Source organism: Actinacidiphila yeochonensis CN732 (assembly GCF_000745345.1).
In the GTDB taxonomy this organism is placed as follows: domain Bacteria; phylum Actinomycetota; class Actinomycetes; order Streptomycetales; family Streptomycetaceae; genus Actinacidiphila; species Actinacidiphila yeochonensis.
The window spans coordinates 943,642-964,221 of the sequence record NZ_JQNR01000004.1; the positions used below are offsets into that span (position 1 = coordinate 943,642).

Annotated in this window: 16 protein-coding genes; 6 read left to right on the forward strand and 10 right to left on the reverse strand. The window is 71.7% G+C overall.

All coding sequences use genetic code 11. From position 1 onward, the window contains the following. Positions 1-37: 37 nt before the first annotated feature. Positions 38-898 (reverse strand): SURF1 family cytochrome oxidase biogenesis protein, encoded by an 861-nt coding sequence (locus tag BS72_RS10595; protein ID WP_037908894.1) that lies wholly within the window; start codon positions 896-898, stop codon positions 38-40. 68 nt (positions 899-966) lie between these two features. After that, positions 967-1,530 carry a helix-turn-helix domain-containing protein gene (locus BS72_RS10600; RefSeq protein ID WP_037908896.1) on the reverse strand — a complete coding sequence of 188 codons (564 nt, stop codon included), beginning with the start codon at positions 1,528-1,530 and terminating at the stop codon, positions 967-969. Between the two features lie 299 nt (positions 1,531-1,829). Here BS72_RS10600 and BS72_RS10605 point away from each other — a divergent pair, with 299 nt between their 5' ends. Further along, positions 1,830-3,152 (forward strand): benzoate/H(+) symporter BenE family transporter, encoded by a 1,323-nt coding sequence (locus BS72_RS10605; RefSeq protein WP_078901217.1) that lies wholly within the window; start codon positions 1,830-1,832, stop codon positions 3,150-3,152. 1,010 nt (positions 3,153-4,162) lie between these two features. Here BS72_RS10605 and BS72_RS10610 read toward each other — a convergent pair. The 4 genes from BS72_RS10610 to BS72_RS32195 form a co-directional block, all read right to left on the reverse strand. After that, positions 4,163-4,483: a hypothetical protein gene (locus BS72_RS10610; protein ID WP_037908899.1), complete on the reverse strand. Its 321-nt coding sequence runs from the start codon at positions 4,481-4,483 to the stop codon at positions 4,163-4,165. Between the two features lie 92 nt (positions 4,484-4,575). Then, positions 4,576-5,172 carry an AAA family ATPase gene (locus tag BS72_RS10615; protein ID WP_037908901.1) on the reverse strand — a complete coding sequence of 199 codons (597 nt, stop codon included), beginning with the start codon at positions 5,170-5,172 and terminating at the stop codon, positions 4,576-4,578. Next, entirely contained in the window at positions 5,166-5,768 is a 603-nt protein-coding gene (locus BS72_RS10620) for a 3'-5' exonuclease (protein ID WP_037908903.1), read from the reverse strand. The genes BS72_RS10615 and BS72_RS10620 overlap by 7 nt, the downstream gene beginning before the upstream one ends. Continuing rightward, positions 5,765-6,175: a hypothetical protein gene (locus BS72_RS32195; protein ID WP_198545847.1), complete on the reverse strand. Its 411-nt coding sequence runs from the start codon at positions 6,173-6,175 to the stop codon at positions 5,765-5,767. The genes BS72_RS10620 and BS72_RS32195 overlap by 4 nt, the downstream gene beginning before the upstream one ends. A 156-nt stretch (positions 6,176-6,331) precedes the next feature. Between BS72_RS32195 and BS72_RS10630 the strand changes: the two genes are divergently transcribed. Both BS72_RS10630 and BS72_RS10640 read left to right on the forward strand, forming a co-directional pair. After that, positions 6,332-7,210, forward strand: coding sequence for a hypothetical protein (locus tag BS72_RS10630; protein ID WP_232792318.1), 879 nt, complete (start codon positions 6,332-6,334; stop codon positions 7,208-7,210). A gap of 666 nt (positions 7,211-7,876) precedes the next feature. Next, positions 7,877-8,383: a suppressor of fused domain protein gene (locus tag BS72_RS10640; protein ID WP_232792319.1), complete on the forward strand. Its 507-nt coding sequence runs from the start codon at positions 7,877-7,879 to the stop codon at positions 8,381-8,383. A gap of 1,176 nt (positions 8,384-9,559) precedes the next feature. Here BS72_RS10640 and BS72_RS33905 read toward each other — a convergent pair. The 3 genes from BS72_RS33905 to BS72_RS10660 form a co-directional block, all read right to left on the reverse strand. Further along, positions 9,560-10,231: a hypothetical protein gene (locus BS72_RS33905; RefSeq protein ID WP_198545878.1), complete on the reverse strand. Its 672-nt coding sequence runs from the start codon at positions 10,229-10,231 to the stop codon at positions 9,560-9,562. Between the two features lie 48 nt (positions 10,232-10,279). Further along, the gene (locus tag BS72_RS10650) at positions 10,280-10,591 is read right to left on the reverse strand and encodes a transposase (RefSeq protein WP_037908911.1); all 312 of its coding nucleotides are present in this window, start codon (positions 10,589-10,591) and stop codon (positions 10,280-10,282) included. Between the two features lie 482 nt (positions 10,592-11,073). Continuing rightward, positions 11,074-14,643 (reverse strand): choice-of-anchor D domain-containing protein, encoded by a 3,570-nt coding sequence (locus tag BS72_RS10660; RefSeq protein ID WP_037908913.1) that lies wholly within the window; start codon positions 14,641-14,643, stop codon positions 11,074-11,076. Between the two features lie 862 nt (positions 14,644-15,505). Here BS72_RS10660 and BS72_RS10665 point away from each other — a divergent pair. From BS72_RS10665 to BS72_RS10675, 3 genes are all read left to right on the forward strand, one after another. Further along, complete coding sequence (locus BS72_RS10665) at positions 15,506-17,008, forward strand: SDR family oxidoreductase (RefSeq protein WP_051950922.1); 1,503 nt, start codon at positions 15,506-15,508, stop codon at positions 17,006-17,008. A gap of 74 nt (positions 17,009-17,082) precedes the next feature. Beyond that, positions 17,083-18,462 (forward strand): cryptochrome/photolyase family protein, encoded by a 1,380-nt coding sequence (locus BS72_RS10670; protein WP_037908915.1) that lies wholly within the window; start codon positions 17,083-17,085, stop codon positions 18,460-18,462. 125 nt (positions 18,463-18,587) lie between these two features. Next, positions 18,588-19,550, forward strand: coding sequence for an SDR family NAD(P)-dependent oxidoreductase (locus BS72_RS10675; protein WP_037908918.1), 963 nt, complete (start codon positions 18,588-18,590; stop codon positions 19,548-19,550). Positions 19,551-19,656: 106 nt separating this feature from the next. On the opposite strand, the gene BS72_RS10680 is transcribed toward BS72_RS10675, so the two are convergent. Continuing rightward, positions 19,657-20,499 carry a hypothetical protein gene (locus BS72_RS10680; RefSeq protein ID WP_232792320.1) on the reverse strand — a complete coding sequence of 281 codons (843 nt, stop codon included), beginning with the start codon at positions 20,497-20,499 and terminating at the stop codon, positions 19,657-19,659. Positions 20,500-20,580: the final 81 nt, after the last annotated feature.

Below are 20,580 nucleotides of genomic sequence, written 5' to 3' on the forward strand. Positions count from 1 at the left end.
GGCGCGCCGCGCGCCCGGGCCGCCCGGGGCGGCGGGGTCAGCCGCGCGGCGTGGCGGGCTCGGCCGCGGCGGCCTCGCCCTCGGCCCGCGCCCGCGCCTGGGCGGCCGCCTTCTTCCGCCGTTCCTTGAGGTCCTGCCGCAGCAGCACCACCCAGCCGGCCGGCACCATCAGCGCGAACAGCCACCACTGGACCGCGTACGGCAGGTGGACGCCCTTGCCGACGATCGCCTCGTCGCTGCCGGTCTGGCTGTCGCTGTCCGGGCCGGGGACCAGTTCGGCTGAGTCCGCCTTCGTCAGCGGCGGGCGGGACGACACCAGCTCCAGGTAGCCGCCGAGCACCGGTTCGGCCAGCACCTTCGCCTGCTCGGCGCTGTTGATCAGCATGTACTGCCGGGGCGGCAGCCCGGAGACGTCGCGGATGCCGCTGAGCTTCGAGGTCTCGTCGGGCATCAGCCGGCCGGTGAGGGTGACCGCGCCCGACGGGGTCGAGGGCACCGGCGGGAAGGCCGCGTCGTCGGTCTGGCTCGGTGCCACCCAGCCCCGGTTGACCAGCACCGCCTGGTGGTCGGCGGTGACCAGCGGGGTGACGAGGAAGTAGCCGAGGTTCCCGTCGGAGTCGGTACGGCGGCGCACCACGAACTGGTGCGCGGTGTCGTACCGGCCCGTCACCGTCACCGGCCGGTACCGCTCGGACTCCGGCACCTTCGCGCCCGGCGCGGTCAGCGTCCCGATGGCGACCGGCGCGGTGTGCACGGCCCGCGAGATCCGGTGGTCCTGCCGCTTGGTCTGCTGGTAGCGGTGGAACTGCCACAGGCCGAGCCGGTACATCACGAGGACCAGCGCGACGAAGACCACCGTCAGGATGATCCAGCGGCGGGTGAGCAGAACACGAAGCACAGGTGCGACGGTACCGGTCGGCCGTCGGCGCGCTGACCCCGGGGCCCGTGCCGCCCGGCCCGGGCGGGTCAGCGCGGGCTGCGCGGGTAGCGGATGAAGAGCACGCCCTCCACCTCGCCGTGCGGGGCCTCGTACACGTGCGGGACGTCGGCGGCCCACCGCGCGTGCTCGCCCGGGCCGGCCGTCGTCCCGTCCGCGGGGGCGCCGACGCGCGCGGTACCGCGCAGGACGTAGAGGTGCTCCACGGTGCCGGGCAGGTGGGCGCTGGAGTGCTGGACGGCGCCGGCCCGGACGCGCACCCGGAACACCTCCGTGACCGCGTCCGCGCCCTCGTACCGCTCCAGCAGCACCGCGGTGACCGCGTCGCCGTCGGCGGAGGGCCCCGTCGCGCCGCCGGGCGCGTCCACGGCGGGCGAGGGGGCCGCCGGGTCGGTGAGGACGGTGCTGAGCGGCACCCCGAGCGCGGTCGTCACCGCGTACAGCGTCTCCAGCGTCGGGTTGCGCTGCCCGGCCTCCAGCTCCGACAGGGTCGCCTTGCCGAGCCGGGAGCGGCGGGCCAGCTCCGACAGTGACAGCCGGCGCTCCTCGCGCAGCGTCCTCAGCCGCTGGCCGACCTGCTCGTTGAGCCGCATCGCCGACACTCCGCCCTCTCCGCCGCTCCGGGCGGCGAGCCCGTCTTCGGCGCCTCCCGTTGACGGACGCCCGGCGCCCACCCTACCGTTCCGTATGCGGAACGTTCGGTTTGCGGAACGACGCCGCCCGCCTGTTCGCGCTCACGACCCGGCATCGGCGGCAGGCGCGCCCAGCAGGCCCACGGGCAGGTACACGCGCCTGCGGGGCCTTGTCCATCCGCCGTCCTGCCGCCGTCCTGGCGATCCGCTGCCCTGTACCCCCTACCTCCCCGCCCATCCGCGATTCACCGGGACGAGTGATGAGACCCGCCGTGCTGCTCCGCTCCGCCGCTCCGCTCTCCGCCGTCACCGCCGGGCTCGTCACCGTCCTGGTCGGCGTCACCAGCTCGGCCGCCGTGGTGCTCACCGCGGCTCGCGCGGCCGGCGCCGACCAGGCCGAACTGGCCTCCTGGATGTGCGCCCTCGGCGTCGGCGTCGGGGCCACCGGCATCGGCCTTTCGCTGCGCTACCGAGCCCCGGTGGTGACGGCCTGGTCCACACCGGGCGCCGCGCTCCTGGCCACCGGGCTGGCCGGGGTGCCGATGGGCAAGGCGGTCGGCGCGTTCCTCGTCTCGGCGGTGCTGATCCTGCTGAGCGGGGTCACCGGCTGGTTCGCGCGGGCCATGGCGTCGATACCGGTGTCGCTGGCGTCGGCGCTGCTCGCCGGGGTGCTGCTGGAGTTCGGCACCGGCCTCTTCCGGGAGATGCACGGCGGCTTCGCCGTCACCTTCCCGGTCTTCGCCGCGTACCTCCTCGCCCGGCGGCTGCTGCCCCGCTACGCCGTCCTGGCCGGGCTGCTCGCCGGGATCGTCGCGGCGGCGCTGGCCGGGAGGTTCGACGCCGTGAGCGTCAGCCTGACGCCGGCCGCGCCGGTGTGGACGACGCCGCGGTTCGACCCGCGGATCGCGCTCGGCGTGGGCGTACCGCTGTTCGTGGTGACCATGGCCTCGCAGAACCTGCCGGGTGTCGCCGTGCTGCGCGGCAACGGGTACGACCTGCCGGTCTCGCCGCTGGTCGGCTGGACCGGTGCGGCCAACGCGGTGCTGGCGCCGTTCGGGGCGTTCGGGCTGAACCTCGCCGCGATCACCGCGGCGATCTGCGCCGGCGAGGACGCCCACCCCGACCGGGGCCGCCGCTACGTCGCGGCCGTCTGGGCCGGGTGCGGCTACCTGGTCTGCCTGGGCCTGTTCGGCGGGACACTCGGGACGCTGCTGACGGCCATGCCGCAGGAGCTGGTGCTGGGGGTGGCGGGCGTCGGCCTGCTCAGCACGATCGGGGGCGCCCTGCACAGCGCCCTCGCCGACGACGGCGGCCGGGAGGCGGCCGTCGTCGCCTTCCTCGCCACCGCCTCGGGGGTGACGCTGCTCGGCGTCGGCTCGGCGTTCTGGGGGCTGGCCGCGGGGGCGCTCACCCTGCTGGCGACCCGGGCCCGGCCGGGATGGCCGCGCGGCCGGCGCGGCGCGGGAGGCCATCCCGGTGCGGGAGGTGCGGGAGGCGCGCCGGGGGAAGGTGCGGAGGCGGCCCGGGCGGTGGACGCGGCCGCGCGGCAGCCGCCGACCGAACCGGAGAACCGGGTGCGGTAGTCGCCGGACTGCCGGCCCCGGAAGGATCCGGGGCCGGCGGCGGTGCGGCCGCGGCGGGCGCGGACGCGGTGGGTCACCGTGGCACCGCGCTGTGGCGTGCCGTGGCGCCACGGGGCCGTGGTGCCGTGGTGGTGTGGCGTGTCAGACGTTCCAGAAGAGACCACACGGCCCTCTGACCTGCCGCGATTGGTCCCGAAGCGCCCTGACCTGCATAGATGATCTTTCGGTTGTTTCGGTGCCGTGCAGGCTGATGCAGCCGAAAGTCCCAGAAAAGTCCCAGGGACTCCAACCGAGGGCGGCAGCTCTTTCGGCTCCGTCATGGGGTGCCAGCGGGTGTGCCTGCGCGGGGCGAGGGTAAGCCGGGTTTTGGCATCGCAACTGGGGTAGTACTGCAGTCCGGAGTCTGCAAGGCACGAGCCCATGGGCGCTGACGCATACGCTGTGCTACGGGAGATGGGACGGAGGTGCCACGCTTTAGCAGCCTGGCCCGACGTTGCCGAGACCACTGGTGGCTTCAACAGCAGTCGCCCAGCTGTCGGGAACGCAGCGACTGCTTCGGAACCCCAAGCACGCACGGGACACGCGGATCGCACCCAAGCACAATGCCCGAGTCCTCCTGGTTCGGTAGCTGTGAACTCGCACTCAGGTCTACTTTCGATGCATGCTTGTGCTGCTCAACTGGAGTGGCCGTCGCCTTCCGGGGCGGCGGAGGATCGCAACCGTTTGATCGCGACGTCGGTGATCAGGCCCTGGCCGGGTGGCCGTCGCCTTCCGGGGCGGCGGAGGATCGCAACTTCATCGGCTACGAGCACCAGCGCGCCGACGACCTTGTGGCCGTCGCCTTCCGGGGCGGCGGAGGGGATCGCAGGCGGGACGGTCGGCTCCGCTGCTACAAAGGCCCCGCTCAGCCTGTCACGGGAGCCCTGGGGGGATCGGTGGGCCGGGTTGGTGTCGCCACTCTATGAGCGCGGTTTCTTCCGACTCCAACGCGGCCAATGAGATCCGCGCCCTCATGCCCACGCGGAGGGGGAGCAGGCCCAGCGCTTTCCGGCGGGAACGATCAGCGGGCTGGATCGGCCGTCACGTGGGTTGAGTTCGTCAGCCCTGCCTCGGGTGATCGGGAGCGTGACGAAGGTGTGGACGATGACCTTGCGGCGGGCCAGTTGCCTCTGGTCGGTGAGCGCTGGTCGAAGGATCATGTGGCCGCTGCCTGGCCCTTGCAGGGTCTCCTGGGCGGCTTCCATGGGAGTCTGACCGTCGTGGACCGGGCCGCCGGGCAGCAGCACCGCGTGGCCACCGAAGTCCCGCAGGAGCACGTGATCGGGCTCCACCAGCGTTACCAGAGCCGTCCATACCAGTGGGGGCCGCCAGTTCGTGTAAGGCGCCGGGACTGCCGGGGTTTCTGTCTGCGGCAGCGTGTTCGTCATCTGGGCACCAGCTGCTGGGCGAGTCGCACCGCCGCGTTCACGGCCTGGCTCTCGTTGTGGGGGTCGTGGAGGACCCGGTGGTGCTCGATGCTGTCCTCTGCGAGCAGGCTGTGGACGTGGTGGTCGACGAGCTCGCGGTAGCGCGGGTCGTAGGCGTGCCGTTGGGGTTCGGCCGGCGTGGCCGGGTCGAGGACGGTGGCCAGGAGGAGGTCGTACTTCGCCTGCTGCGTGGCAGCCAGGAGTCGCAGGCGTTCGTCGTCGGCGAGGTCGATGGCCTCGCCGCGGAGCTCCAGGGCGGCGTGCCAGTAGGCCAGGGCGTCGATGACGGCGCGGTCGGCCAGGACGACGTCGGCGCCCTGTGCGGAAGCGGCGATCTCGTCGGCGATGCCTTGGGCGATGATCCATTCGGTGGACTGCGCGGTGTGCTCGTGCATCTTCGGCAGCCCGATGTCGGCGGCCCGGCGGCCGAGACGGCCGGTGCGGGCGACGCGGATGCCCTCGGCGCGCAGTTCCCTCTCGATCCGGCGCAGCAGCACGGTCTTGCCGGTGGAGTGGGCGCCGGTGATGCCGATGCGGATAGGGGTCTTCACCACAGGGTTGGGTCCTCTTCTGGTTGGGGGGAGCCGGGCAGGCCGGGCGGTACGGCGGCCGCGGCGAGCTGGTCCCAAGTCGGGTAGTTCCCGGCCATGTCGAGCAGCATGAGCGCCGTCGCGTAGGCGTCGAAGCGGGCCCGGTGTCGCTGGTCGGGGGCGTTGCCGAGGTCGATCCCGAGGTGGGTGATGAGGCTGTCGAGCCGGTAGGACGGGAGCCCGGGGCAGGCGGCTCGGGCGAGGCGGAGGGTGTCGACGACGCCGACCGGGGTCCAGCCGGGCAGGTGCGCGGACAGCACGCGGTAGTCGACGTGCGCGTTGTGCGCCGCGATCCACGCACCGTCCAGGAGCCGGCGCACCTGCCCGGCGACGTCCGGCCACGGCGGGCTGGAGGTCAGAATCTCGTTCGTCAAGCCGTGCACCCGGGCCGCGAACGGCGTGACCGGCCGGGGCGGGCGGATCAGCCACGCCCCGGCCGTGCTCGTGTCCGGCCTGCCGTCGCGGATGGGCAGCGCGGCGACCTCCACCAGGTCCGGCGGGTTCGCTCCGTTGCCCTCGACGTCGACGACGAGCAGGTGCGGCCAGGTGCTGAAATTCATGGCGTGGTGGGTCCGTTCTGCGTCGGCCAGCCGATCGGGGCCCGGCCGTGCTGGCGGTGGTGGTGGGGCTTGCTCCGGTCGTGGCACTGGAAGCCGTAGCCGTGCTGGAGGAAGTAGCGCGGCGGCTCGTCCAGGCCCTCCACGATGATGGCGCGTTCGCCGATCTCCACGGGGCCGGTCGCGCCCAGCCGGCGCGCCGCCGCGGTCACCTCGTCGATGCCGGGCCGCACCCAGGCTGCCCGGCACCGCTGGACCTGCTCGGCCGGGCAGATGTCGCAGAGCTCCTCGATGCCGATGTGCCCGTTGTAGTCGGCCTCGCCGTGGGCGTAGGCGACCGCGCAGGATGAGTGAACGAGAACACGTCGCTCAACAGCCCGCAGTCCAGGTCGTTCGCGCGCATCGAGCACACCATGTGCAGCCGCCCGTCACGGGGCAGGAAGTGCAGGCCGGCCAGGCACGCCACGTCCGGGTTGTCCTCGACGGCCAGCTCGTCCGCGGAGAACACCGGGATCAGCGCGCGCCTGGTGTAGCGCCGGATCGCGGGTGTGGTGGCGCCAACAGCCGTGCCCGCAGTTGACGGTGGTGCTGCGGGCACGGCTGAACGCTGGACCCGCGTCCTGCACGAGGGCGGCCCGCGCAGCCTGCCTCGCCGAGAGGGAACGGTCCGGCTCTACCTCAACGGAGTCCGCCCGGCCCTGCTGGAGTGGTTGGACCGTTACGACCACCTAGGGGAAGTGACCCGCGACGATGTCCTCACCTGCCTCAAGGCTCTGCACGGGCGCCACAGCCACAGCCAACTCGTCGCCTTTCATTCGCTGTTCGGCTGGGCCAAGCGGAACGGGCTCGTCTTCCGGAACCCCACCAGCCGGATCAAGGTCGGGCAGTACGAGTACGCCGTGCTGCAGCCACTCGTCCCCGAACCGGTCGACCGGGCCGTCGCGGCGGCCAGGACCCCAGCGACACGACTCATCCTCGCCTTCGCCGCGGTCCACGCCGCCCGAGTTGCCCAGATCGGCACCCTCATGCTCAATGGCGTCGACATCGGCAACCGGCGGCTGACCATCGCCGGCCGCGTTCACCCCCTCGACGACCTGACCCTGAAGCTGCTGCTGGACTGGCTGGAGAACCGGCGCACCCGCTGGCCGAACACGGCGAACCTCCACCTGCTGATCAACAACCAGACCGCGAACCGGACCACCCGGCCCAGCAACCACTGCATCGGCGCGGCGATGCGCGGACAGGCCGCAACGCTGGAGCGGCTCCGCGTCGACCGACAGCTCGAAGAGGCCATGGTCCATGGCCTCGACCCGCTCCACCTCGCCGAGGTCTTCGGGCTCGACGAGAAGACCGCCATGCGGTACGCGGACTCGGCCCGGCGCCTCCTGGAAACCAGTACCGAATCGCGGAGCGTCGTGGCAGCATCCCCGGATGATCAACGCTGAGGATCTGGTCGGCAGGCACCTGCTGATGGTGACGACGTCCTGGCACCACTACCAGGAGGCCGAGCCCTCCCTCCTGCACATGTGACTGCACACGGACGGCCTCGGCCCCGTCCGGTTCCACACACCGGGCGACGGGTTGTCCCTGGAGATCGACCAGCCTCACGGCCCCTACGACATGGACGAATACGGCCAGACCACGGTCGGGGACGACCTACTACGACTTCGTCGTCGGCAGCACCGTCCAATTTCCCGGTGGCGCCTTCCGCATCCTCAACCTCGCGGACGAGATCGTCCTGGCTCATGACCAGCACCTGGTCCGGTTGAGGGGCATCTCCGCGCGGCGACGACGCCCACGAGCCGGGACGTCTCGCCGTGAGTCGGGACGAACTCGGGGGGCGGTCCCTGCAGAGCACAGCTTCCGACCCTCGGGTTCCCACTGAAGAGCCTTCAGTTTCCCTGAACCTGCGGGGCTCCCCGGCCTCGGGACTGGTAGGCCCGCATGTTGGGGTGTCGCGTATTCGAGGCTGATGCCCACGAGTCATGACGCTAAGTGAGAGGTCGGGCTGGTTGGCTGTGGTCTGGGATGATCGCGCGGTGAGTGATGCGAGGCTGCTGGCCGCGGAGGCTGTTGAGTCACATGTTCGGGCGTACTTCGAGGGGCATTCCGTGGAGGTCGTCGTCTGCGACCTTGGGTCGGAACGGCGCGAGGCTGTGCCCGACCTGCGAGTTCTCGTTGTAGGCCCCGGTCGGCGCAGCGATAGTTGGGCCTATGTGACCGCCGGGTGCTGGGCCGCGATGGAGAAGGACGGTCGCGGGCTTGAGTTCGTCATGACCGCCCACGTCCGCGACCAGCGGTTCATCGACCTCATGGCCATGATCGCCTACTACCACTGCGGAGGGCATCAGCTCGATCTGGAGCACAGCATGCCGATCGGTGAACCGTGGGTGCCGGGCTCGACCTGCGACCACCTGCTGATCAGCCTGCCCTATCTCCACGAGCCTGACCTTGAGCACTGTCCGCTGCCCGGAGGGCACGCCCGCATCTTGTGGGCCTTGCCCGTGACGGCCGCCGAAATCGACTTCCGCAGGCACGAGGGTCATGAGGCGTTGGAGCAACTCTTCGACGATATGGAGATCATTCCCACTGATCCTTTCCGGGCCTCGGTGGTGTGAGGCGTCGGCTGAACGGTTCCTGGAGATCACCGCGTGTGATCTCCAGGGGCGTATCGGCTCCAGGTTCCGCCAGCTTCGGTGACAAGGCGGATGGCGGTTTTGTCGTGGTAGCTGAGTGCCTTCGCGATGACGGGCGCCGGGGCACGGCGCGTACGTCGTCGGTCTTCGCGGCCGTCACGGCGGGGCGGAATCCACCTTTGTTGGGGTCTGGCCGAGGTACGCGACAATGGGGCAATGAGTTGATCTTGATGCGACTCCACGCGTGGTCAGCGCAGTGATGCCGCAGTAAATGCGTACGCCTCGCCCTGGTAGCCGGATCGGTCCGCCGCAGGTCGCACCGACCACGGTCGGGCCTCCGTCGCAGTAAATCCGGCATTTACTGCGGCCGCTCGGCTCCCAAGATCATCCCGTTGCCCCTTTGGCGGGTATCTCGGTCACGCCCCATCTTCTACGGCGGCCAGCTCCCGCACCTTCCGGTAGTGCCACAGGGAATCAAAGGGACGACGGCGCCCCTACCTTGTCCGTTGGGGCGCCGTCGTCGGCCAAGTCTGAAGCTAGTGTATGTCGGCGCACTCCTCGTTCGCGTAATCGGCCTGGGCTTTGCTCGGCTCAACGCCACCGCAAATGTCAGTGCCGCTGGAGTAGTCCCGGTTTCCGAGCGTGGTGAAACCCACGACCCGAGCGCCGGTCTGATACGCGGTCCAAGTCCAATGCTCAGTGCCGTTGTACACCCACTTCGCGAAGTAGTAACCGGCATGCTTACCATTCACGGTGACGCCACCAACATGCAGTCCCGATCCTGCAACTTCGAGACAAAGGTCGTCGTTGCATTTTGTGGCAGATGCATTGGCCACACCGCCCCCCAGGAAGACGAGTGCCGCCGTCACTGAAACCGTGGCCAGCAAAGAGCCTGAACGAAATCGCATAGCCCACCCCATCTAGTGAAACGACTACCATCGTATTTCGGTGGCGATTGTACGCTATCCCGGAATTAGAAATTCCGGAAGGGTGGCGGTGGCATCAATTTCACGCCATCAGCATGGCCGGAATCACCCGTTACATATCGGGCGTTGATACTGGTGAGCTCGCATATTCAACCGTCGCGAGTTGGCCCACCTCGTTCCGGCATTGCTACTGAACGTGACAGCCTTCTGGGGTCCGACCGGGCGAGGTGCGTCAGAGAGGAAACGCCCCACCGACCAGGGCTTTCAGGTCTGCTGGCAGATCAGGCGAGTCCCGCCAGCGCTGGGCGATCAACAAGAGCGCAACCCACGAGTAACACGCCTCGTCGTTCGGCTGCCCGGAATACACCGCGTCCAGCACCTTCAAGTGCTCGGGATCGGCGATGCCTGCCAGGTGGCCGGGCAGCCATCGTTGGAAGGAGCAGATGTACTTGTCGACAGCGGGCAGGACTCCGCTGGCCATCAGGAGTTCTTCCAGATTAGCCGCTGCCCGCCAGGGCTGGAGCTCGTGGAATGCGTCGTGGGTCAGAGGGATCTCGCCGAGCCCGACCCGCCGCAGCAGCTGGGAGGCGTTTCCGGGATGACCGCGGCGCATCGCCAGCCAGGACAGGCCGCTCCTGGGCTCGTCCATCGCCACCAGCAGGTTGAACAAGGGTGTCAGCGCGGGCTGGACACGGCCGGTGCCGTCATCCAGGAGGGCGGTCAGCCGGTCGGTGAGCGTGCAACGTGCGCAGAGCCGGCCGCCGAGGAGTTTGCCCTCGAAGCCGCAGCGCGAGCAGTCGAAGGTCTGCGAGAAGCCGGCGCAGGTCGTGCAGATCGCGGAGCCGTCGGCGGGGTGACTTCGGCCGCTTCTTGCGGGCGAAGTACGTCGACGGTCACAGCTCAAGAACCCGGCAGACGGGATCGACCCCGAAGCCGCCGCGCAGGTGGTCGATCACCTGCTCGGCCTCGTCCGGGGACGGTCGATCTCCTGGGCAAAAAACACCGAGGCGGCTTTCAGGATCTCATTCGCCCGCCTCAACTCCGCTACTTCCCTGCGCAGCTGCCTGAGCTCGTCCTGCTCAGCACTGGTCAGCCGGTCTTCGCGCTCGCCACGGTCGGCCTCGGCCTGGCGGACCCAGCCACGCAGGGCCTCCTTGCGGATGCCCAGGTCCTTCGCAACGTGTGCGATCGGCCGGCCCGTGGCGCGGACCTCGCGAATCGCGCGCTCGCGGAGCTCATCAGGGTACTTACGGGGTGCTGGCATGGTGCTGGTGGTTCTCCTTCGCCAGGACCGTAACCCTGGCATCAGGGACTCCACAAATCCCAGTACAGCTCATTCCTTCAACTCGCACGTTTGGAAGCCTGCGCTTGCCCAAGCAGGGGTGATCGCGCCGCCGTCCAAGAGCCCTGCCAGCGGACTCCGCGTGTGGGAGCCCTCCCGGGAGCACGGCTTCCACGCTCTGGGGCACTTCTACGCTTCCGAGGAGTTGGAGGCTGGCGAGTCGATCGTGTCGCTGTCGCGGTGGCTTGGGCACACCGACCCTGGCTTCACCCTTCGGACGTATTCGCACTTCCTGCCCCGTGCGGGTGAACATGGAGGCGCAGCCATCGACGCGGTCTTCGAGGAGTAGTAGGCCCGGGGACTCGATGCGGGCCCGAAGCACCGGAGAAGACCCGGAGCTGCCGCCGCGCCCCTCCCGGCCCGCGGACGCGCGGGCCGGGAGGGGCGCGGACAGGGCTTTTCGGTCAGACGTTCCAGACCTGGAACTCCGAGACCTGGCCGGCGGGCCAGCCGGTGTTGTTGGTGAAGTTCAGCCGGAAGTAGCGCTGGCTGGTGGCGGTGAAGGTGATGGTGACGGTGTTGTTGCCGCTGTTCGGGTCGAAGGTGTAGTCCGCCGAGGACTTCACCGTGCTGAAGTTGGTGCCGTCGGTGCTGGCCAGCAGCGACAGCGTCTCGGTGCGCGCCCCCCAGCCGGCGGGCAGCTGGAGCACCACCCGGCTCGCGCTCTGCGCCGAGCCGAGGTCGACCTGGACCCACTGCGGGAAGGCGTTGTTGGCGCTCTCCCAGTAGGTCGACTGGTTGCCGTCCGTCACGTTCGCGGACGGGTAGACGTCGTTGTGGCTGGACTCGCTGGTGGACTTGCCGAGCGCCAGGTTGGTGCTCACCGTGCCCGTACCGGTGCCCGAGAGGGCCACCGTGGTGGGGCTGTTGGAGGCGTTGCTGGTGACGGTGAGGGTGCCGGTGTGCGCGCCCGAGGCCAGCGGCGCGAAGGTCACGCTCACCGTGCAGGAGCCGCCCGCGGCGATGGACGTGCCGCAGGTGTTGGTCTGCTTGAAGTCACCGGTCACCGCGACCGAGGAGACCGCCGCGGCGGCGCTGCCGGAGTTGGAGACGGTGACGGTCTTGGCGGCGCTGGTGCTGCCGGGCGCCTGGTCGCTGAAGCTCAGCGACGTCGGGTTGGCGGCCAGCGTGGCCGAGGACGGTGTGGTGCCGCCGGCGGCCGGGAAGACCTCCAGGTCGGAGAGCTGCGCCTGGCTCCAGCCGGTGTTGGCGGTGATGTTGATCCGCACGTAACGGGCGGTGGCGGCGGTGAAGTTGATGGTCACCGTGTTGCCGGAGGCCGGATCGAAGGTGTAGTTGGCGGAGCCGGCGAGGTTGCTGAAGCTGTTGCCGTCGGTGGAGCCCTGGACGGACAGCGTCTGGGTGCGGGCCGCCCACGCGGTGGCCGGCGGCAGCTTGAGCACCACCTTGCCCACGGAGAAGTTCTGCCCGAGGTCGACCTGTGCCCACTGCGGGAAGGCTCCGGTGCTCTCCCAGTACGACGAGGCGTCGGCATCGGTGACGTTGGAGGACGGGTAGAGGCTGTTGGCGGAGCTGGCCGAAGTGGTCTTGCCCGCAGCGAGGTTGGTGTTGCTGTCGATGCCCGATCCGCTCAACCCCACGGTCAGCGGGCTGTTGTTGGCGTTGCTGGTGACGGTGAGCGTGCCGGTGCGGGAGCCGCCCGAGGTGGGCTTGAAGGTGACGCTGACGGTGCAGGTGGCGCCGACGGCCACGCTGGAGCAGGTGTTGGTCTGGGTGAAGTCGCCGGTCGCCGCCGCCGAGGAGACGGTCGCGGTGGTGGTGCCGGTGTTGGTGAGGGTGACCGTCTTGGCGGTGGCGCTGCTGCCCACCAGCGTGGCCGGGAAGGAGAGCGCGGACGGGTCGGCGCTGAGCACCGGGCCCGGCGCGGTGCCGGTGCCGGTCAGGGCGACCGTGCTGGTGGTGCCGCCGGCGTTGACGGTCAGGGTGCCGGTGCGGGCACCGGTGGCCGTCGGCTTGAAGGTGACGTTGACGGTGCAGCTGCCGTTCGCCGCGATCGACGAGCCGCAGGTGCTGGTCTGGGTGAAGTCACCGGTCGCGGTGATCGAGGAGACCGCAGCGGCCGAGCCGGTCGGGTTGGAGACGGTGACGGCCTTGGCCGCGCTGGCCGAACCCGAGGCGACGGAGCCGAAGTCGAGCGCGCCGGGGGTGGCCGTCACGCCGGTCGGCGGGTAGGGCGGGAAGACCGGCGTGGGCCAGGCGCCGCAGAGCGGCGTCCCGCTGATCCCCGAGTTGCCGCCGCCGTCGGTGACCGCGAAGTTGCCGCCCTCGCAGCTGTAGACGGGTGAGGAGGCGCCGACGCCGGTCGCGGTCACGTTGGTGAACGACGCGGCGCCGCCGGTCTGCTCCTGGAGGGCGAACGTCCCGGTGCCTGCGATGGTGACGTTGTTGAGGTTCACCCCGCTGACGGTGCCCTCCACCCACTGCACGGCCTCGTACGGACTCTGCTCGATCAGCGCGTTGGAGACGTTGATCGGTCCGGTGATGGAGCCCTGGCTGCCGTCGAACCACAACGCGCCCACCCCGAACTGCCAGTTGGGGTCGAGGCTGCCGTCGCGGATCAGCGTGTTGTTGCTGATCGTGGTGGTGCCGGTCGGCGTCGAGGTGAAGCGCTGGCCGACCTGGATGCCGCCGCCCTGGGCGAGGCCGGTGTCCTGCACGAGGTTGCCGCTCACCGTGTTGTCGTGGCCGCCGTAGATCGCGATGCCGTTGGCCAGGATCTGCTCCTGGACGGTGTTGTTGGTGATGGTGTCGTTGGCGTCGGCCCCCAGGCCGGAGTCCGCCCAGGTGGCGATGCCGTCGTCACCGGTGTTGCGGATGTCGCTGTTGGTCACCGAGGAGTTGGTGACCCCGCCGTGGAAGTTGATGCCGTCGGCGGTGGTGTCGCGGATGCGCATCCCGGAGAACGAGAGCTTGTCCATGGGGCCGTCCATCCAGGCGCCGACCTTCATGTGGTCGATCCAGAGGTTGGACACCGTGGAGTTGCTGAGCGCGCCGCCGATGCCGTTCACCTGCGCGCTGTCGTCGCGCTCCTGGACGTTGCCGAAGATGGCGAAGTTCTGCAGGTGCACGTTGGTGCTGGGGTTGGGGGCGGAGTTGCCGTAGAAGCCGGGCGCGGTGCCGGTGACGGTCGAGTACCACATGCCGGCGCCCGCGATCGTCACGTTGTTGACCGCAATGTGCCCGGGGACGTTGTACGTGCCCGGCGGGATCCACACGGTGCCGCCCGAACCGGCCGCGCTGATCGCGGCGTTGAACGCGGCGGTGGAGTCGCCCGCGCCGGTCGCGTCGGCGCCCTCGCTGGTCACCGAGACCGAGCCGGACGGCTGCGACAGGGCCGAGCCGACGTTCTCGAAGTCGGCGAAGTCGACGGTGTACGAGGACGCCGTGTCCTCGGAGTCGACCTGGAGCGTGAAGGTGGTGCCGGCCGGATACGTGGTGGAGAAGAGCCGGTGCGCCTCGTCGTAGAAGTGGTGCTGGTTGCTGCCCGGCGAGTTGGTGAACGGGTAGCTGCCGTAGTACCAGCTGTAGGCGTTGGTGAGGTTGAAGTCGGTCTGCTTGGTGCCGTTGACATACAGCGACAGCGGGGCGGTGTAGACCGAACCGCCGGACGTGTCGGGGATGCTGTAGCGGAAGTCGATCGAGTTGGTCGCCACCGGGGTGGTGAACGTGACGTACTTGCCGCCCCCCTGGAGGGTGACCGCCTTGCGGTACGAGGCTTCGTCGGCGAGCTGTCCGTAGGCGAAACTCGGCCCGATCACCGTTCCGTTGGTGGCCGAGTTCTCCGCCTGCACCTCGACGTAGGGCAGGCTCGCGCCGCTTCCGCCGGTGGCCACCGCCGGGGTCGCCGCGGTGGCGGGCTGGCCGGTCAGCGCGAGTACACCGCCCGCGGCGAGCACCGCGGTGGTCCCGCCCACCGCGACTGCTCGTCTGAGCGCTCTCAGGGCCTGGAACATCTGCTGCTCCTCTCGACACGGAGGGCCTCGGGCCGTCCGGATGCCGTCAGGTGTCCGATGTGCGTATGCCGGCGGGCCCGTCGTGGCGCCCGCCCGCGCGAGCCGGCGTGGCGGCCGGTGCGCGCGGCGGCTGGTGCCGGCCCGGGTACCGCCGGGATGGCGTGGCGGTACCCGGGCCGGTGCTGGAGGTGGGCGCCGCACCCGCGTGGAGGGCGGATGCGTGCCGGGGTGCTGAGCCGTGGGCGGGCGCGGCCGCGGGTGCCGCGGCGGCGCGGTTCCGGGACGGAAGCCGTCCGGGGTGTGGGCCTTGGGGATGTGGGGGGCTTTCGGGGTCTCGCGGGGTGGGGCCGGCGAGATGTGGGTGGGGGTGAGGCGGCGACGCAAGGGGAACCGTAGCCACCTCGACACGCGTACGCAATATTCAGACGCATCTCTGTTACATCCAAACTTTCCACTGAAAGTTCCGGAGTTCCTGCCCTCGGCGGTGGTCCTCGCCGCCACCCGGCGCGCCGCGGGCGGTCCGCGCCGACCCGTGCGGTAGACGTGGGATGACGCGCGGCCGCCCGCGGTGCAGACGGCGTCCCCGTCGCGTCGCCTGCCGGTACAGGGCGGTAGGTGCCGGTATGCGCCGCCACGCAGGGGTACACGGGCGGTACGGGCGGTACGGGCAGGACGGGTGGTACGCGGGGGAGCAGGCGGGTCCGAGGAGCGGGAGGCAGGTCCATGAGCAGCGGTTCGGCCGGCCGCGACGGCGGCACGCCCCCGGAGCCGGAGGGTCGGCGGGACGGGCCCACGCCGCCCCGGAGCCGGGCCCGGCGCGGGCGGCGGCGCGGGTTCCGGCGCGGACCCCGGCGGCCGGTCGCTGTGCCTGGTCACCGGCGCCACCGGGTACATCGGCGGGCGGCTGGTCCCCGAACTGCTCGACCGCGGCCACCGGGTGCGCTGCCTGGCCCGCACCCCCGCCAAACTGCGCGACCACCCCTGGGCCGGCCGGATCGACGTGGCCGCCGGCGACGTGACCGACCCGGCGGCCGTGGCCGAGGCGATGCGGGGCGTCGACACCGCCTACTACCTCGTGCACACCCTCGGCGGCGGCCCCGACTTCGAGGAGACCGACCGCCGTGCCGCCCGGATCTTCGGCGAGCAGGCCAGAGCCGCCGGGGTGCGCCGTATCGTCTACCTCGGCGGCCTGACCCCGCCCGGCGTCCCCGAAGCCGACCTCTCCCCGCACCTGCGCTCGCGCGCCCAGGTGGGCGAGATCCTGCTGGGCTCCGGCGTGCCCACCGCCGTGCTGCGCGCCGCCGTCGTCATCGGCTCCGGCTCGGCCTCCTTCGAGATGCTGCGCTACCTCACCGAGCGGCTGCCGGTCATGGTCACCCCCCGCTGGGTGCGCACCCGCATCCAGCCCATCGCCGTCCGCGACGTGCTGCGCATCCTCGCCGGCTGCGCCCACCTGCCGTCCGAGGTCAGCCGCGCCTTCGACATCGGCGGTCCGGACATCCTGACGTACCGTCAGATGATGTTGCGGTACGCCGCCGTGGCCGGACTGCGCCGCCGGGTCATCATCCCGCTGCCGGTGCTCACCCCGGGCCTGTCCAGCCTGTGGGTCGGCCTGGTCACCCCCGTGCCCAGCTCCCTAGCCCGGCCGCTGGCCGAGTCGCTGCGGTACGAAGTGGTCAGCCACGACCGCGACATCACCGCCTACGTGCCCGACCCGCCCGGCCACCCGATCGGCTTCGACGACTCGGTACGCCTCGCCCTCCAGCGCATCCGCGAGGCCCAGGTCGTCACCCGCTGGTCCTCCGCCGCCGTGCCCGGCGCGCCCAGCGACCCGCTGCCCACCGACCCGGACTGGGCCGGCGGCAGCCTCTACACCGACACGCGCGAACAGCTCGTCGACGCCTCCCCCGACGCGCTGTGGCGGGTCGTCGAGGGCATCGGCGGCGACAACGGCTGGTACTCCATGGAGCCGGCGTGGGCGGTGCGCGGCCTGCTCGACCGGCTCGCCGGCGGCGTCGGACTGCGCCGCGGCCGGCGCGACGCCGTCCGGCTGCGGGTCGGGGACTCCCTCGACTTCTGGCGGGTGGAGGAGATCGAGCCGGGCCGGCTGCTGCGGCTGCGGGCCGAGATGCGGCTGCCGGGTCTGGCCTGGCTGGAGATGTGCGTCGACCCCGCCCCCGGCGGCCGGTCCCGCTACCACCAGCGCGCGGTCTTCCACCCGCGCGGCCTGGCCGGACACGCCTACTGGTGGAGCGTCGCCCCCTTCCACGCCTTCGTCTTCGGCGGCATGGCGCGCAACATCGCCCGCGCCGCCGCCGATCCCGCCGTCCGGCCGGCCGCCCCGCCCCCCGGAGCACACCCGTGAGCCCCCGTGACCCCCCGTAGCCCTGTGTACCCCGTCATCCACGAACCCCCAGCGAGCCCCCTGTGAGCCCCCCCATGACCACCGCAGTCGTCCTGTTCACCGCCGACCTGCGGCTGCACGACCACCCGCCGCTGAGCACCGCCCTGCGCCACTGCGACGAGGTGCTGCCGCTGTTCGTCCGCGATCCGGCCGTGGACTCCGCCGGGTTCGCCGCCCCCAACCGGCTGGCCTTCCTCGCCGACTGCCTCGCCGACCTCGACGCCGGGCTGCGCGAGCGCGGCGGCCGGCTCGTGCTGCGCCACGGCGACACCGTCGAGGAGACCGCCAGGGCCGCCGCCGAGACGGGCGCCGCCGCCGTCTACACCGCCGCCGGCACCAGCGCCTACGCCCACCGCAGAGAGCGGCGGCTGCGGGCCGCGCTGGAGGGCGACGGGCGGCGGCTGGAGGTGCTGGACGCCGTCACCACCGCCCTCGCGCCCGGCGCCGTCACCCCCGCCTCCTCCGACCACTTCGCCGTCTTCACGCCCTACTTCCGCCAGTGGTCGGCGGCGCCGCAGCGGTCACCGGGGGGCGCTCCGCGCCGCGTCCCGGTCCCCGACGGGCCCGGCTCCGCGCCGCTGCCCGACCGCGCGAAGACCGCCGGCGCCTCGCCCGCGCTGGCCCGCGGCGGCGAGAGGGAGGCCCGCCGGCGGCTCACCGCCTGGCTGCGCTCGGCCGCCGACTCCTACGAGGACCGCCACGACGACCTCGCCGGCGACGCCACCTCCCGGCTCTCCCCGCACCTGCACTTCGGCACCCTCTCGGCCGCCGAGACCGTGGCCCGGGCCCGTGCCCGGGGCGGCCCCGGCGCCGAGGCGTTCGTCCGCCAGGTCGCCTGGCGCGACTTCAACCAGCAGCTCCTGGACGCCCGTCCGGCCGCCGCCCACGACGACTACCGCACCCGGGAGGACCGTTGGCGTCCCCCCTCCGGCGCGGCCGCCGCCGACCTCGAAGCGTGGCGGGCGGGCCGGACCGGCTACCCGGTCGTCGACGCGGCCATGCGGCAACTGCGCCACGAGGGGTGGATGCACAACCGGGGACGGCTGCTGACCGCGAGCTTCCTCACCAAGACCCTCTACATCGAATGGCGCGCGGGCGCCCGCCACTTCCTCGACCTGCTGGTCGACGGCGACGTGGCCAACAACCAGCTGAACTGGCAGTGGGTGGCCGGCACCGGAACCGACACCCGGCCCAACCGGGTGCTCAACCCGATCCGGCAGGCCCGCCGCTTCGACCCCGACGGCGGCTACGTACGACGCTGGGTACCCGAACTCGCCGGTGTGGCCGGGGCGGCCGTCCACGAGCCGTGGCGGCTGCCGGCGGGGGAGCGGTCCGGGCTGGACTACCCGGAGCCGGTGGTGGACCTCGCCGAGGGGCTCGCCCGGTTCCGCACGGCCCGGGGGCTGCGCACCTGACGGTCGTGGACCGCGCGGGCCCCTCGCGCGGCGCGGGGACGTCACGGGCCCGTCCGGGGGAAGGCGGCTCGCCCGGTGGGAGCCGCACTTGCGCTGGAGTCCACTCCAGCTCCTAGCCTCGTCGCATGACGACACCACAACGCCCCATCAACTCCGGTTTCGGCGCCACCAGCACGGCCACCGAGGTGCTGGACGGTATCGACCTCTCCGGCCGCCTCGCCCTGGTCACGGGCGGCTACTCGGGCCTCGGTCTGGAGACCACCCGCGCGCTGGCCGCCGCCGGCGCGCACGTCGTCGTGCCCGCCCGCCGGCCGGACACTGCCAAGGAGGCGCTGGCCGCCATCCCCGACACCGAGGTGGACGAGCTGGACCTCGCCGACCTCGACAGCGTGGCCCGCTTCGCCGACCGGTTCCTCGCCTCCGGCCGCGACCTCGACATCGTCATCGACTCGGCCGCCGTCATGGCCTGCCCGGAAACCCGCGTCGGCCCGGGCTGGGAGGCCCAGTTCGCCACCAACCACCTGGGCCACTTCGCCCTGGTGAACCGCCTCCTCCCGGCGATCGAGCGGAACGGCGGCGGCCGCGTCGTCTCCGTCTCCTCCATCGGCCACCACAACTCGGCCATTCGCTGGGACGACCTCCACTTCACCACCGGCTACGACAAGTGGGTCGCCTACGGGCAGGCCAAGACCGCCAACGCGCTCTTCGCCCGGCAGCTCGACACCCTCGCCGCCGACCGGGGCGTGCGGGCCTTCTCGCTCCACCCCGGCGGCATCCTCACCCCGCTCCAGCGCCACCTGCCCAAGCAGGAGATGGTCGACCGCGGCTGGATCGACGCCGACGGCAAGCCGCTGAACCCGGCCGGCTTCAAGACCCCGGAGCAGGGCGCCGCCACCCAGGTGTGGGCCGCCACCTCACCGCGGCTGGACGGCCTGGGCGGCGTCTACCTGGAGGACTGCGAGATCGCCCTGCCCACGGCGCCGGGCGAGCGGACGGGCGTCAGGGAATGGGCCACCGACCCGGAGCAGGCCGCCCGGCTGTGGGCGCTGTCCGCCGAGCTGACCGGCGTGGACGCCTTCGCCGCGTGACCTGGCGCGGCCGGGGGCGCGGCCGGCGCCGCCCGAGCGCCGCGCCGCCCGCCCTCCCACCGGACCGATCCGGCCGGAGGGCGGGCGGCGCGCGGGGAGCCGCGGCTCAGGAGGTCGGGCGGTAGGAGTAGACGGTCGTGGCCACCTCGCACACGCTCGGCGGCACGATCTCCACCCGCAGCACCTTCGCCGCGGTGTCGTAGTCGACGCCCTCCGTCTCGAACGTGCCGGAGCACAGGCTCTGCTGGGGGAGCTGGAAGAGGCCGGTGACGTGCCCGGTGACCGGTGTGCCGTCGAGGGCGTGCGGCAGGTCGACCTCGAAGACGTCCTTCGTGGCGTCGTCGGAGGCGCAGACCAGGCTGGTCGGGCCGGTGAAGTCGCAGCCCTGCACGTCGTCCACGGCCGTGTCCAGTGTGATCTGCCCGGCCTGTGCCAGCGTGCCGCCGGTGGACGGGGTGGCGGGGTTGGTCAGCGGCGCGGGGAACACCTGGAGCCGGTCCATCTGCCCCCACTCGCCGGCCACCAGCCACTGGGCGTCCGGCGAGACGGTGGCGAAGGAGTTGTTCAGCATCTCTCCCGCGTCCAGCGGATGGGTGTAGTCGTAACTCTGCCCGGACGGCGTGGTGACCTCGAACATCTTGGACGTGGCGCTGTCGCCGCCCTGGTAGGCGTCGAAGACGTAGCCGCCGGCGATGTCGGGGTCGCCCACGTGGTTCCAGCCCTGGACCCGCAGGCGCAGCGGGACGGAGCCCAGCCCCCGGGTGAGCAGGGAGCCGTCGGCGCGGGTGGCGATGCCCTCGCCGCCGGTGAGCGAGTCGACGGTGGAGCTGCCGGCGGCCGTCCACCCGGCGGGCGCGGCGGCGTGCGAGGCGGTGGTGCCGGCCGCGACGAGGGCGGCGGCCGCGGCGAGGGTGAGTGCGGCGCGGCTGAGCAGGGCGTGAGCGGTCAACGCGACCTCCAGAAAGCGGAATTCGGGGTGAGGTGCGGACGGTGCGTGAACGGTCCGGCCGTCGGGGTCCGGCCACCGGAC